Source organism: Micromonospora sp. NPDC000089, from assembly GCF_042899365.1.
Classification (GTDB): Bacteria; Actinomycetota; Actinomycetes; order Mycobacteriales; family Micromonosporaceae; genus Micromonospora.
On the sequence record NZ_JBIAZT010000006.1, the window covers coordinates 178624 to 194065 of the forward strand.

At 76.0% G+C, this 15442-nt stretch carries 2 protein-coding genes and 2 pseudogenes; all 4 read right to left on the reverse strand.

The window, feature by feature from the left end; all coding sequences use genetic code 11:
* Positions 1–146 precede the first annotated feature (146 nt).
* Positions 147–1364 carry an FAD-dependent oxidoreductase gene (locus ACFY3U_RS13905; RefSeq protein WP_387200191.1) on the reverse strand — a complete coding sequence of 406 codons (1218 nt, stop codon included), beginning with the start codon at positions 1362–1364 and terminating at the stop codon, positions 147–149.
* Positions 1351–2925 (reverse strand): thioester reductase domain-containing protein, encoded by a 1575-nt coding sequence (locus tag ACFY3U_RS13910; RefSeq protein ID WP_387200638.1) that lies wholly within the window; start codon positions 2923–2925, stop codon positions 1351–1353. Before ACFY3U_RS13910 ends, ACFY3U_RS13905 begins: the two co-directional genes overlap by 14 nt.
* Positions 2920–4443, reverse strand: a pseudogene (locus ACFY3U_RS13915) (amino acid adenylation domain-containing protein); the annotation flags it as partial. The gene ACFY3U_RS13910 and the pseudogene ACFY3U_RS13915, both read right to left, overlap by 6 nt.
* A pseudogene (locus ACFY3U_RS13920) lies at positions 4417–15390 on the reverse strand (amino acid adenylation domain-containing protein); the annotation flags it as partial. The pseudogenes ACFY3U_RS13915 and ACFY3U_RS13920, both read right to left, overlap by 27 nt.
* Positions 15391–15442 lie beyond the last annotated feature (52 nt).

The following is a 15442-nucleotide window of genomic DNA, read 5'->3' on the forward strand; positions in this document are numbered from 1 at the left end:
CGCCCGGGCACCCTCCGGGTCGGCCGCCCGTCGCACCTCCCCCGGGGTACCCGGTCGGGCACTCCACCGTCGGACGGGACCGGAGGCAGGGTGCAGGGCGCCCCGGGCCCCGGCCTAGATGCGACGCGGGCCGGGGCCGGGGGTGTTCAGGAGGTCAGCGAGGCAGGCCGCACCGTCAGCTCGGGGGTCTGCTGCATCCGTTGCCACATCCCCTTCTCGGCCACCGCCAGGTAGAGGCGGGAGAGCTGACCCATCAGCCAGCGGGTCGCCGCCGTGCGCGGCTCGGCCGCCGTGGCCACCTGCACCGACTGCTGGCGTACCCACTTCACCCGGTCGTGCCGGCGGTGCTCGTAGTCGCGCAGCGCGGCGGCCACCCCGGCCGGCGTGTCCAGGTTGCCGGCGGCCAACGCGTCGGCGAGCACCACACCGTCCTCCACCGCCTGGCAGGCGCCCTGGCCAAGGTCGTTCGGCATGGCGTGGGCGGCGTCCCCGAGCAGGGTCACCAGGCCCTCACCCCAGGTCTCGTGCCACTCGTGGTACCAGATGTCGGTGCGGATGATCGCCTCGGCCGGGGTGCGCGACACCCGGTCGCGCAGCACCGGCGGCAGTGCCCGGGCGAGCCGTGCGGCGTGGTCCCGTTCCCCCCCGGCCGGCTCCCGTTCGCCGGCCGGCGCGTGCCACGACAGCGTCCACGCCGCCCGGCCCCCGCCGATCGGGTAGACACCTCCGCCGATGCGGGTGGCGTCGTCGTGGAACAGCAGCGGCACCTCGGCGACCAGACCCTCGGTGCCCGCACACACCCCACGGTAGGTGCTGCGGCCCAGGTAGATCCCGGGCACGTCGCCGCGCAGCTGGCGTAGGACGGCGGAACGGACCCCGTCGGCGCCGACCAGTGCCGTGCCGCTGATCCGGTCGGCATCGTCGAGGCTGACCTCGACGATGCCGTCGCGCTGCTGGTAGCCGCTGACCCGCCGGCCGTGGTGCACCTGCACCCCGCGTTCGGCACAGGCGGCCAGCAGGATGTCCGCCAGGTCCATCCGGCCGATCGACAGCGACGGCAGCGCGTCCGGCTCGATGTACGGGTGGGTGCGCATGCGGAACCGCAGCCGGCCCCGCGGATCGAGGCTGCGGATCTCCACCACCCGCTCGGCGGCCGCCCGCAGCCGGTCGCCCAGCCCCAGCCAGCCGAGCGGGGTGGCGGCGTTGCTCCACAGCGTCAGCCCGCTGCCGGGCGCGGTACGGATCTCCTCGGCGGTACGCCGCTCGTACACCTCGACCGGGAGTCCGTGCCGGGCCAGCGCGAGGGCCGCGGTCAGGCCCCCCACCCCCGCTCCGGCGACGACGATCGGCCTATGCGGAACCATCGGTGCTCCCTTCCTCCGGGTGGTGCGGCCCGTCGTCCGCCGGGTCGGTGGACGCGCCGGGCGGCGGTGCCAGGAACCCGTCCGCGACCAGCGCGTCGAGGTACCGGCCGAGCAGTGCGGTGTCTACCGGGGGCGGCGGCATCTCGCCGGTCAACTCCCGGGTGTTGCGGTCGTCGAAGGTGGGCTCGCCGGGACCGGCCACCCGGCCCTCGGCCAGCGGCGCGTACATGGCCAGCACCGGGCCGAGCGCGTCGTCACCGGTGCGGGCCACGGCGGCGACCGCGTCATACCACTCGGTCAGCGCAACCCGGCGCACCGGCCAGCCCCGTTCGGTGAGGGCGTCGGCCAACCTGACCAGTGGCACCTTGGCGTCCAGGGCGAAGTGGAAGGTCCGGCCCAGTGACTCCGGGCGGCGGGCCACCGTCGTGATCACGGCGGCGATGTGGTCGACCGGCACCAGGTCGGTGGCGAGGCCGGTGTCGGGGACCAGACCGGTGGCGACGCAGGCCCGGATCACCTGGCAGACCAGGTCGTCGGAGCGCCAGGTGCCGGTGCGGGTGTCCCCGGCGATCCGGCCGGGCCGGTACACCGCGACCGGGACGCCGCGCTCCCGGGCCAGCCGCACCACCTGCTCGGCGACCCACTTGCTGTGGTTGTAGCCGGTGTCGGTGGCCGGTGGCGGGACGTCCGGCAGCACGTCCTCGCGCAGCACCGCGGTTCCGGGGTCGGCACCGGTCGCGGCGAGCCCGCCGAAGACCGACATGGTCGACACGTAGTGCACCGGCACCGGTCGGTCCATGGTGGCCAGTCGCAGGATCTCCACCGTGCCGGCCACGTTGCCGTCGCGCAACATCGCGTACGGGCGCAGGAAGTGCACCACCGCGCCGCAGTGGTAGATCTCGTCCACCTCCCGGGCCAGCGCGGCGAACCGGTCCGGGGTCAGGCCGAGACGAGGGGTGGCGAGGTCACCGGGGAGCGCCCGGATCCGGTCGGCCCACTCCTCCCGCCAGCACCGGTAGCGGCGCAGCTGGGTCACCAGCCGGCGCTGCGCGTCCGCCTCGTCGACGCCGCGTACCAGGCAGAGCACGGTGGCGCCGCCCTCGGCGAGCTGCCGGACCAGGTACGCCCCGAGAAACCCGGTGGCCCCGGTGAGCAGCACGGTGCCGGGGCGCTCCGTGAACCGGGTTTCGCCGACCGGCCGGATCTCCTCGGGCAGCACCACGTCGGCGCGCAGCGCGGCCGCGTGCTGTGCCTCGGCGGCGGCCAGGTCGATGTCGCCCTGCTCGTCGAGCAGGTCCGCGAGCGCGCCGATCCGGGAGCGTTCGAAGAGCACCCGCACCGGCAGGTCGACGTTCCAGAGCCGGCGGATGGTGGCGTGCAGCCGGGCGGCGAGCAGCGAGTGCCCACCGAGGGCGAAGAAGTCGTCGTCCAGGCCCACCCGTTCCACCCCGAGCGCCTCGGCGACCAACCGGGTGAGCCGGTGCTCGGTCGGGGTGCGCGGCGGCACGTACCCGGTGCCACCGACCGGCCCGGTCGGCGCCGGCAGCGCCCGCCGGTCCACCTTGCCGTTCGGGGTCAGCGGCAGCGCGGGCAGCGCCACCACGGCCGCCGGCACCATGTACTGCGGTAGCCGCTCGGCGACCGCGGCGCGGGCGGCGCGGATCAGGTCGTCGTCCTCGGCCGCGTCCAGGGCCGGGACGACGTACCCGACCAGCCGCTTGTCCCCCGGGCGGTCCTCGCGGACCACGGCGACCGCCTCGGCCACGCCCGGCGTGGCGCGCAGCGCCGCCGCGATCTCGCCCAGCTCGATCCGGAAGCCCCGCAGCTTCACCTGGTCGTCCAGGCGGCCGAGGAACTCCAGGTTGCCGTCGGGCAGGTAACGGACCGAGTCGCCGGTGCGGTACAGCCGCTCCCCGGTGACCGGGTGGGTGACGAAGGCCGCCGCGGTCAGCTCCGGCCGGTGCAGGTAGCCGCGGGCCAGGCCCGCCCCGCCGATGTACAGCTCGCCGGGGGCGCCGATCGGCCGGGGTCGCAACCGCTCGTCGAGCACCCGCAGCACGGTGTTCACCACCGGCCGGCCGATCGGCGGGTGCCCGCCGCCGACGATCTCGTCGGTGACCGTGGCGTAGACGGTGGCCTCGGTCGGGCCGTACCCGATCAGGAAGCGCTTGCGGCCACCCCACCGCTCGGCCACGTCGGCCGGGCAGTCCTCGCCGCCGGAGCCGAGCACCTCCACCGTTGGCAGGTGCTCCGGGTCGAGGTGGGCCAGCAGCGACGGCGGCAGGAAGGTGAAGGTGACCCGCTGCCGGTTGATCAGCCCGATGATCTCCACCCCACCGGCCAGGTCCGCCGGGGCGGGCACCACCAGCGGCACCCCGCCGAGCAGGGAGAGCACCATCTCGAAGACGGAGACGTCGAAGCTGAACGGGGCGAACTGGAGCACCCGGCTGTCGGCGTGCAGCCCGGCCAGGTAGCGGGTCAACCAGAGGTTCGTCACCGACCGGTGGGTCACCGCCACGCCCTTGGGGGTGCCGGTGGAGCCCGAGGTGTAGATGACGTACGCCAGGTCGTCCGGGCCGCTGCGCCGTGGTGGGTCGGTCTCGGGCAGCCCGGTCAGGTCGACCGCGTCCACCGCGACCACGGTGGCCGTGGTGCCGGGCAGCGCGTCGACGCGGGCGGCCTGGGTGAGCAGCACCGGGGCACCCGAGTCGGTGAGCATGAAGGCCACCCGCTCGGCCGGGTACGCAGGGTCCATCGGCACGTACGCGCCACCGGCCTTGAGCACGGCGAGCACCGCGACGACCATCTCCACCGACCGTCCCACCAGCACTCCCACCAGCACGTCCGCCCCGACGCCCAGCTCGATGAGCCGGTGCGCGAGCCGGTTGGCGCGGGCGTTGAGTTCGGCGTAGCCGACCGTCTCGTCGCCGAAGAGCACGGCGGGTCGGTTCGGGGTCGCGACGGCCTGCCGGGCGAACAGCTCCGGCCAGGTGGCGTCGGGCAGGTCCCGCACCGGCCCGTGGCCCCAGGAATCCACCTGGTCGGCCTCCTCGGCGGGCAGGTCCGGAAGCGCCGTCACCGGCCGCTGCGGGTCGACGGTGAACTCGGTCAGCAGCATGCCGAGGTGGGCCAGCATCCGGTCCACGGTGGCCGGGACGTAGAGGTCGGCGTCGTACTCGGCGAGCAGCCGCCAGCCGCCCTCGTCGGTGGGCACCACGGTCACGGTGAGGTCGGTCTTGGCGGTGCCGGGGTCGAAGGCGAGCGGCTCGGCGCGTACCCCGGCGAACTCCCGGTCACGCGCCGCGACCCGGTCCACCAGGGCGAAGCCCACCTGGGCCACCGGGGTACGGGACAGGTCGCGGGCCTGGCCGAGCCGCTCCACCAGCACGTCGAACGGCACCTCCGCGCGGGCGTACGCGGCCAGGCAGCTCTCCCGGACCCGGCCGATCAGCTCGCCGACCTCCGGCTCACCGGCCAGGTCGGCGCGGAGCACCACCGTGTTGGCGAAGAAGCCCACCAGCCCCTCGGTCTCCGGCCGGTCCCGCCCCGACACCGGTACGGCAACCCCGAAGTCGGCCTGCCCGGCGTACCGGGCGAGCATCAGCTGGTACGCGGCCAGCGCCACCATGAACCCGGTGGCGTCGTGCCGGCGGCCCACCTCGGTCAACCGGTCGACCAGCGCCGCCGGCAGGACGGTCTCGCGCTGGCCGCCGCGGTGACCCCGGTTGGCCGGCCGGGTCCGGTCGGTGGGCAGGTCCAGCACCGGCAACCCGGTCAGCCGCTCGGTCCACCAGCGCAGGTCCTCGTCGAGGTCGCCCCGGTCCAGCCGGTCCCGCTGCCAGGCCGCCACATCGGCGTAGCGCAGCCGCACCGGCGGCAGGTCGGCGGTCCGGCCGGCCACCCGGGCCCGGTACGCGGCGACCAGGTCGCGGACGATCACCTGGGTGGACCACTGGTCACCGACCGCGTGGTGCAGGGCCAGCAGCAGGTGGTGCTCGTCCACGGCGACCCGGAGCAGGGTGGCCCGGACCAGCGGCGCCTCGGCGAGGTCGAACGGCGCGGTGAGCCGGTCCCGGGTCAGCGCGTCGAGCGCGCCCGGATCATCGGTCAGCTCGACCCGCTCCAGCGGCACGGCCAGGTCGGGGTTGACCCGTTGCGCGGGTTCCCCCTCGACGGCCGCGAAGGTGGTGCGCAGCGCGTCGTGCCGGGCCACCACGTCGGCGAACGCGGCCTGCAGCGCCGCCGGGTCGAGCGGGCCGCGCAGCCGGACCGCGCTACCGATCACGTACGCCCCGGCGCTGTCCGGGTCGAGCTGGTGCAGCAGCCAGAGCCGGCGCTGCGCCGGGGAGGCGGGCAGCAGCCCGTCCCGGGGCACGGCGGTCGGCACGGGTGGTTCGATCGACCCGCCGCGCCGGCCGCGCAGCCGCTCGGCGAGACCGGCGACGGTGGGCCGGTCGAAGAGCTCCCGCACCCCCGCGTCGACGCCCAGGGCGGCGCGGGTGCGGCTCATCGCCCGGGTGGCGAGCAGTGAGTGCCCGCCGAGGTCGAAGAAGTCGTCGTGCACGCCCACGGCGTCCACGTCGAGCACCTGCCGCCAGATGTCGGTCAGGGCCTCCTCCACCTCGTCGCGCGGGGCGACGTGCCCGGCCTCGTCGGCGCCGCGCCGGGGTTGCGGCAGGGCCCTCAGGTCCAGCTTGCCGTTGGCGGTGCGGGGCAGCACGTCGAGCAGGGTGAGGGTGGCCGGCACCAGGTACTCGGGCAGCAGCCGGCGGGCGTGCGCCCGCAGGTCGGCCGCCGCCGGGTCGGCGCCGGGGTGGGGCACCAGGTAGCCGGCCAGTTCGGTGTCGTCGGCGCGGCCGGGCCGGGCCACCACCACCGCGTCGGCGACGTCCGGATGCTCGCGCAGCACCGCCTCCACCTCGCCCGGCTCGACCCGGAAACCGCGGATCTTGACCTGCGCGTCGGCCCTGCCCAGGAAGTCCAGGGTGCCGTCGGGCAACCAGCGGGCCAGGTCACCGGTGCGGTAGAGGCGCCCGTCGGGGCCGGCGTAGCCGCTGGTGACGAAGCGTTCGGCGGTCAGCTCGGGGCGGCCGGCGTAACCGAGGGAGACGCCCGGACCACCGATGGCGACCTCCCCGGGCGCGCCGAGCGGCACCGGCCGGCCGGCCGGGTCGAGCAGCACGATCCGCAGGTCGGGCAGGGGGCTACCGACCCGGTTACGGCCCGGTTCGGCCAGTTCGGCGGCGCGTACCCGGTGGAAGGTGGCGTGCACCGTGGTCTCCGTGGTGCCGTACATGTTGACCAGTTCGGGGCGCTCGTCGCCGTACCGGTCGAACCAACCGGCCAGCGCCCGCACGTCCAGGGCCTCGCCGGCGAAGACCACGTACCGCAGCGCGGTCAGCGGCTCCGTCGTGGCCGCGTCGGCGGCGGCGAGCTGGCGGAACGCGGTGGGGGTCTGGCTGAGCACGGTGACCCGGTGCCGGTGCAGCAGGGCCCGCAGCTCGGCGGGCTCGCGGGCGGCCAGGTAGGGCACCACCACCACCCGGGCGCCGGTGAGCCACGCCCCCCACATCTCGAAGACCGACACGTCGAAGGCGACCGAGTGGAACATGCTCCAGGCGTCGTCCGGGCGGAACCGGAAGCGGGTGGCCGCGCCGTCGACCAGCCGGGTCACGTTGCGGTGGGTGACCATCACGCCCTTCGGCCGGCCGGTGGAGCCGGAGGTGTAGATCAGGTAGGCCACGTCGTCCGGCCCGGCCGGCGCGTCCGTCTCCGCCAGCGCGTCCGTCTCCGCCAGCGCGTCCGGCTCCGCCGGCGCGCCCGTCGGGGGGACGACCGGGCCGGTGTAGCCGGTCGGCGGCGCGGTGGAGACCAGCGCGCGCACCCCGGCGTCGTCGAGCACGTAGCTCATCCGGGCGACCGGCCAGCCCGGGTCCAGCGGCACGTAGGCGGCGCCGGCCTCCAGCACGCCGAGCACGGCGACCAGCAGGTCGAGGTTGCGGTCCAGGTGGATGCCGACCCGGTCGCCCCGGCGCACCCCGGCGGCCCGTAGCCGCCCGGCCAGGCCGGTCGCCCGGGCCAGCAGCTCGGCGTAGTCGAGCCGGTCGGCGCCGCACTCGGCGGCCACCGCGTCCGGGGTACGCGCCGCCTGCTCCCGGAAGCACGCGGCGAGGCCGGGCCGGCCCGGCTGCGGCTGCTGGCGTACCCACTCGTCCAGCAGCAACCGCCGCTCGTCGTCGGTGAGCGGGGTGAGCGCGCCGACCGGACGGCCCGGGTCACCGGCCAGCTCGGCCAGGAGCAGCCGGAACTGCTCGGCCATCCGGTCCACGGTGGCGGCGTCGAAGAGCTCGGTGTCGTACTCGACCCGCAGCCGCAGGTCGCCGCGGTCGCCGTCGGGCACCAGCATGATCGACAGGTCGAACTGGGCGGTGCCGGGGCGCAGGTCGACCGGGGTCACCTCCACCGCGCCCATCGACCGGGCCGCCGGCGGGGTGTTCTGCACCGCGAAGAGCACGGTGAACAGCGGGGTCTGGGCCCGGTCGCGGACCGGGCGGAGTTCTTCGACCAACTGGTCGAAGGGAACGTCGGCGTGCGCGTACGCGTCCAGGCAGGCGGCCCGGACCCGGTCCAGCAGCTCACCGACGGTCGGCTCGCCGGCCAGGTCGGCGCGGAACACCAGGTTGTTGACGAAGAACCCGACCAGGCCCTCCAGCTCGGTGCGGGACCGGCCGGCGACCGGTGAGCCGACCGCGAAGTCCCGCTGCCCGCTGTACCGGGCCAGCATCAGCTGGCAGGCGGCCAGCCCCAGCATGAACGGCGTGGCGGAGCGCCGCCGGCCCGCCTCGGTGACCCGGGCGGCCAGGTCGGCGGGGATCCGGTGCCAGCGCAGGTCGCCGCGCCAGGCGCGGGTCGCCGGGCGGGGCCGGTCGGTGGGCAGCTCCAGCGCCGGCAGCCCGGCCAACCGCTCCCGCCAGTACGCCAGCTGCGCGGCGGCCTCCGGCCCGGCGGTCCACTGCCGCTGCCAGGCCGCGTAGTCCCCGTACTGGATCGGCAGCGCACCCGGCGCGACGGCGTCCCCTCCGGCGTACGCGGCGACCAGGTCCCGGGCCAGCACCTGCACCGACCAGCGGTCGCAGATCGCATGGTGCAGGGCAAGGTGCAGCACGTGGTCGGTGGCGTCGACGCGGACCAGGGTGGCCCGCAGCAGCGGCGCGACCCGCAGGTCGAACGCCACCCCGGAGAGCCCGGTCAGCGCCTCGTCGAGCCGGCCCTCCCCGGTCAGATCCACCCGCTCCAGCGGCACGGCCAGCGCGGGCGTGACCACCTGCACCGGCTCGCCGTCGGTCTCGTGGAACGAGGTGCGCAGCGTCTCGTGCCGGGCCACCACCGCGTTCAGCGCGGCGTGCAGCGCCTCGGCGTCCAGCGGCCCGGCCAGCCGCACCGCGCCGTCCACCGTGTACGCCCCCGCGCCGCCGGGATCGAGCTGGGCGAGGAACCAGAGCCGGCGCTGACCGGAGGAGGCCGGGAGCACGTACCGGCCGGCGAGGTCGCCACCGACCTGCGGCATCCGGAACTGCGCGGGAATCGGCGTGGCGGCCTGTGGGCTGGCCGCCGCGGCACCGCCGGGAGCGCCCCTGGAGGTTCCGACCGGCGTGGCGTCGGCGTCGGCCCGCGCGGCGCCGGACGGTGTGGTGTCGGAGGCCGGCGAGGGCAGGACGGCGGCCAGACCGGCCACGGTCGGGGTGGCGAAGACGGCCCGGACCGGCAGGTCCACCGCCAGCGCGTCGCGGATCCGGGCGACCACCCGGGTGGCCAGCAGGGAGTGCCCGCCGAGGGCGAAGAAGTCGTCGTCCCGGCCGACCCGGTCGAGGCCGAGCACGTCGGCGAAGATGGCGGCGAGCCGTTCCTCGGCGGCCCCGCGCGGCGGGTCGTACGCGCCGACGTCCGGGCGCAGGCCGTCCGGCGCGGGCAGCTTCGCCCGGTCGACCTTGTTGCGGTTGGCGGTCAGCGGCAGCGCGTCCAGCAGCACCAGCGCCGACGGGACCATGTAGTCGGGCAGCCGGTCCCGACAAGCGGTGTGCAGCGCGCCGACCAGCTCCGACCGGTCGGTGTCGTCCGGCTGGCGCAGGTCGGCGTAGCCGACCAGCCGCTGGTCGCCGGGGGTGTCCTCGCGGACCACCACCACCGCGTCGCGCACCCGCGGATCGCCGCGCAGCACCGACTCGACCTCACCCAGCTCGATCCGGTGCCCACGCACCTTGACCTGGAAGTCGATCCGGCCCAGGAACTCCAACGTGCCGTCGCCCCGCCAGCGGACCAGGTCCCCGGTGCGGTACACCCGAGCGTCGGGCACCTCCGGGTGGGTGACGAACCGCGCGGCGGTCAGCTCGTCGCGCTGCCAGTACCCGGCCGCCACGCCGGCGCCGCCGATCCACAGCTCCCCCGGCACCCCGACCGGCACCCGCCGGCCGGCGTCGTCGACCACGAGCAGCTCGGTGTTCGCCACCGGCCCGCCCAGCGGCAGCGGGTCCTCCCCGCCGTGCACCTGGTGGACGGTCGACCAGACCGTGGTCTCGGTGGGCCCGTAGAGGTGCCAGACCGTCGCCCCGGCGGCGTGCAGCCAGTGCGCCAGGTCGGCCGGGACCCGCTCCGCCCCGGCCAGCGCGGTGAACCCGGCCGGTGGCCGCCAGCCGGCCTGCTGGAGCAGCCGCCAGGTGGTCGGGGTGCCCTGCAGGTAGGTGACTCCACTGTGCCGCAGCCGCTGTGCCAGCCGCTCGCCGTCGACCACCGTGGCGTGCGGGATCATCTCGATCTTCGCGCCGACCAGCAGCGGCAGGTAGACGTCCAGGACCGGCATGTCGCAGGAGAGCGTGTTGGCCGCCCCGACGATGTCGGTACCGGCCAGGCCCGGCCGGGCGGCCATGCTGAGCAGGAAGTTCACCACCGGCCGGTGCGGCAGCGCCACGCCCTTCGGCCGGCCGGTCGAGCCGGAGGTGTAGATCAGGTACGCCAGGTCGTCCGGGCCGGGCCCGTCGGGCAGCGGGTCGGCGGGTCGGGCGTCGATGGCCGCTCGGTCGCCGTCGAGCCGGACCACCGCCACCGACCCGGGCAGCTCGGGCAGCAGCTTCACCAGCTTGTCCTGGGTGAGCACCACCGAGGCGCCGGAGTCGCGCAGGATGAACGCCACCCGCTCCACCGGGAAGGTCACGTCGACGGGCACGTACGCGGCCCCGGCGCGAAGCACTCCGAGCAGCGCCACCAGCACGTCGCAGCCGCGCTCGGCGACGAGCGCCACCCGGTCGCCCCGAGTCACGCCCAGGTCCCGCAGGTGCCGGGCGAGCCGGTGGGCGCGCGCGTCCAGCTGGGCGTACGTCAGCGACCCGGCCTCGTCGGCGACCGCCACCCGGTCGGCGTATTCGGCGAACCGGGCGGAGACGTACCGGTCCACGCTGGTTGCCGGCACCGCCGGCCGGGCCCCGGTGCCCCAGCTGGTGAGGCACGCCCGTTCCTCGCCGGGCAGCGCCGGCAGCGCCGAGAGGCGGCGTCCGGCGTCGGCGGTGAACGCGTCGAGGACCAGCCGGTAGTGGGCGAGCAGCCGGTCCACCGTCGCGGCGTCGAACAGGTCGGTGTTGTACTCCGCCACCACCCGCTGGGTGACGGTGTCCGGACCGGCGGGGAAGACGGTGAGGGTCAGGTCGTACTTGGCGGCGCTCTCCGCGGCGCGCAGCGGCGCGGCGGCCACCTCGCCGAGGCGCAGCGACGGGGTGGGCAGCGGCGCGGCGATGAACATCACCTGGAACAACGGGCTGTGTGCCAGGGCCCGGTCCGGGCGCAACCGCTCCACCAGCCGCTCGAACGGCACGTCGGCGTTGCCGTAGGCGTCCAGGCAGGTGTCCCGGACCCGGTCGAGCAGCTCGCCGACCGTCGGGTCGCCGGTGAGGTCGGTACGCAGCACCAGGTTGTTGGTGAAGTAACCGATCAGCGGTTCCAGCTCGGGGCGGTACCGGCCGGAGACCGGCGAGCCGACCGGCACGTCGAGGGTGCGGGCGTACCGGGACAGGGTGAGCGCGTAGCCGGCGAGCAGGGCCATGAACAGGGTGCCGCCGCGACCGGCGGCGACGGCGGTCAGCTCGGCGACCAGGCCGGCCGGAAGCTCGGTGGTGCGGGTCGCGCCGCGGTAGGTCTGCACCGCCGGGCGGGGCCTATCGGTGGGCAGGTCCAGCACCGGCAGGTCGGCGAGCCGACTCCGCCAGTGCTCGAGCTGACGCCGCTCGGCCGGGCCGCCGGCCCACCGCTGCTGGGCCACCGCGTAGTCGCCGTACTGGACCGGCAGGTCGGGCAGCGCCGGCTCCACGCCGGTCGCCAGGGCGGTGTACGCGGCGGAGAGCTCGCCGGTCAGCGCCTCGATCGCCAGCCGGTCGCCGATGGCGTGGTGCAGGGTGAGCAGCAGGGCGGTGTCGTCGTCGCCGAGGGTGGCCAGCACCACCCGCAGCAGCGGCGGGACGGCCAGGTCGAACGGCCGGGTGGCGTTCTCGCGCAGCAGGTCCGCCAGGGCGGCGTCCGGGTCGGCGGCCCCGGTCAGGTCCACCTCGGACAACGCGGTCGGCACGTCCGGGTGGATCACCTGCTCCGGTTCGCCGTCGACCGCGGCGAAGCCGGTCCGCAGCGTCTCGTGCCGCCCGACCACCAGGGCCAGCGCGGCGCCCAGCGCGTCGCTGTCGAGCCGGCCGCGCAGCCGCAGCCCGCCGTGCAGGTGGTACGCGGCGGCGGTGTCCGGCTCGAACTGGGCGAGGAACCACACTCGGCGCTGCTGGAAGGAGGCGGGTAGCCGGACCAGCCCGTCGGCGCCCGGCCGGCGGGGTGCCGGGGTGACCCGCGGGGAGTCGCCCGGGCCGGCCAGGTCGAGCACCGCGGCGAGGCGGGCGACCGTGGGGTGGGCGAAGACGGCACGGACCGGTACCTCGGCATCCAGCTCGGCGGCGATCCGTCCGACCAGACCGGTGGCCAGTAGGGAGTGCCCGCCGAGGGCGAAGAAGTCGTCGTCCCGGCCGACCCGGTCGACCCCGAGCACCGTGGCGAAGATGGCGGCGAGCCGTTCCTCCGCGGGCCCGCGCGGGGCCTCGTAGTGGCTGCCCCGCCGCACCGGGTCGGGGGCCGGCAGGGCGCGCCGGTCGAGCTTGCCGTTCGGGGTCAGCGGCAGCGCCGGCAGGGCCGCGACGGTGGCCGGCACCAGGTACGCGGGCAGCCGGGCGGCGCAGGCGGCGCGCAGCGCGTCCGGCGCGGCCTCCCCCACCACGTACGCCACCAGCCGCTGGTCGCCCGGGGTGTCCTCGCGGACCACCACCACCGCGTCGCGTACCCCGGGCTCGGCGCGCAGCAGCGACTCGATCTCCCCCGGTTCGATCCGGTGCCCGCGCACCTTGACCTGGTGGTCCAGTCGGCCGAGGAACTCCAGCCGGCCGTCGGCCCGCCAGCGCACCAGGTCCCCGGTGCGGTAGACCCGGGCGTCCGGGCGCTCCGGGTGCGGCACGAAGCGTTCCCGGGTCAGCTCGTCGCGGCGCAGGTAGCCGGTGGCGACGCCGGCGCCGCCGACCCACAGCTCCCCCGGCACCCCGACCGGGCACCGCCGCCCGGCCGGGTCCACCACGAGCAGTTCGGTGTTGGCCACCGGCGAGCCGAGCGGCACCGGGTCCTCGTCGCCGGCCACCGGGTACACGGTGGACCAGACGGTGGTCTCGGTCGGCCCGTACAGGTTCCACACGGCGGCGCCGGCGCCGGTCAGGGCGTGGGCCAGGTCGGGCGGGAACGCCTCGCCGCCGCACCAGACCGCGAAGCCGGGGCCCGGGCGCCAGTCGGCGGCCAGCAGCAGCCGCCAGGTGGCCGGGGTGGCCTGCACCACTGTCGCACCGGCCTTCGCCAGGTGGGCGGCGAGCCGGGGGCCGTCGGCGGCGACCTCCCGGGGCACGACGTCGACCCGGCCACCGACCAGCAGCGGGCCGAGCAGTTCCAGCGCGGCGATGTCGAACGACAGCGTGGTGACGGCGGACAGCACGGTGTCCGCGTCCAGGCCGGGCCGCTCGGCGAGGGTGTTCAGCAGGTTGACCAGCGCCCGGTGCGGCACGGCGACGCCCTTGGGCGTGCCGGTGGAGCCGGAGGTGTGGATGACGTACGCCAGGTCGTCCGGCCCCGGGGACGCCGGCCAGTCGGCGGCCTCGGGCAGGTCACCGTCGAGGCGCAGCACCGGTGTGCCCTCGGGCAGCGCGTCGACGGTCGTCCCGTCGGTGAGCACCAGCGCGGCCTCGCCGTCGGCGAGCACGAAGCGCAGCCGCTCGGCCGGCAGCGCCGGGTCCACCGGCAGATAGGCCGCCCCGGCGCCGAGGACGCCGAGCAGCGCCGGCGGCAGGTCGACGTCCCGGTCCACGGCCACCCCGACGAGCTGCCCGGGGCGTACCCCGGCGGCGTGCAGGGCGGCGGCGATCCGCCGGGCGCGGGCCACCAGGTCCGCGTACCCGAGGCGGCCGGAGACGCCGGTCACCGCGGTGCGGTCCGGGTCGGCGGCGGCCCGGGCGGCGACCAGGGCGGGCAACGTCTCGGCCGGCAGCTCCCGCCGCGGCCCGCGCCCCCGGTCGACGAGTAGCGTCCGCTCGTCCTCGGTGAGCAGCGGCAGCGCGGACAGCGGCCGGTCCGGCGTGTCGACCGCCGCGTCGAGCACCTGCCGAAGGTGGGCCAGCAGCCGCCGGGCGGTGTCCGGATCGAACAGTGCGGTGTTGTGCTCCACGGTGACGGTGAGGCCGCCGTCCGCGCGGGGCACGCAGGTGACGAAGAGGTCGAACTTGGCGGTGCCGGGGTCGACCCGGAACAGTTCGGCGGTGAACCCGGTGGCGGTCAGCGCGGGCAGCGGCACGTTGCCGAAGACGAACATCACCTGGAACAGCGGGCTGCGGGCCAGGTCCCGCTCCGGGCGGACCCGCTCCACCACCCGCTCGAACGGCACGTCGGCGTGCGCGTACGCGTCCAGGCAGGTGTCCCGGACCCGATCGAGCAGGTCGGCGAAGCCCGGGTCGGCGCCGGCGTCGATCCGGAGCACCAGGTTGTTGACGAAGAAGCCGATCAGGTTCTCCAGCTCGGGGGCGCGCCGCCCCGCGACGGGGGTACCGACCGCCAGGTCGTCCTGGTTGCAGTGCCGGGCCAACACCGCCGCGAAGCCGGTCAGCACGGTCATGAAGAGGGTGGCCTGGTGGTCGCGCCCGAGCCGGTCCAGGCCGGCGGTCAGCTCGGTGGGGAGCACCGCCTCGACGGTGCCGCCGGCGAAGGTCTGGGTGCTCGGCCGCGGCCGGTCGGTGGGCAGCTCCAGCGGCGGCAGCCCGGCCAGGCGGCGCTCCCAGTGGTCGAGCTGCCCGGCCTCCTCCTCGCCGCCGACCCACTGGCGCTGCCAGGCGGCGAAGTCGCCGTACTGCACGGTCAGCTCGGGCAGCGTCGGTTCCACCCCGGCCAGGGCGGCGTCGTAGCAGGCCAGCAGCTCGCGCACGAAGACCGCCCCGGACCACTGGTCGTAGACGGCGTGGTGGAACGCCACCACCAGCACCTGGTCGGCCGGGCCGAGGCGGTGGACCACCACCCGGAACAGCGGCGGCCGGGTCAGGTCGAACGGGCGGGCCAGCAGCTCGCGGATCCGCTCGGCCAGGGCGGCGTGCACGGTCGCCGTGTCCGACCCGGCGGGCACCAGACCGGTGACGTCGACCCACTCCACCCCCACGGTCAGCTCGGTGGCCACGGCCTGCGCCGGTTCCCCGTCGACCAGGACCAGCCCGGTGCGCAGGGTCTCGTGCCGGCGGACCATGGCCGCCACCGCCGCGTCGAGGGCGGCCCGGTCCAGCTCGCCGGTGATCCGCAGCGCGCCGTGCTCGGTGTACGACGTCGCGCTGCCCGGTTCGAGCAGGTCCAGGAACCAGAGCCGGCGCTGCCCGTACGACGCCGGCAGCAGGTACGCCTCCCGGGTGCTGACCGGGTTGTCATCGACGCTCACGCGGACACTCCTCGCTGTGGTGGCACGGACGGTGCGGGGGCCCGCGCGCCCG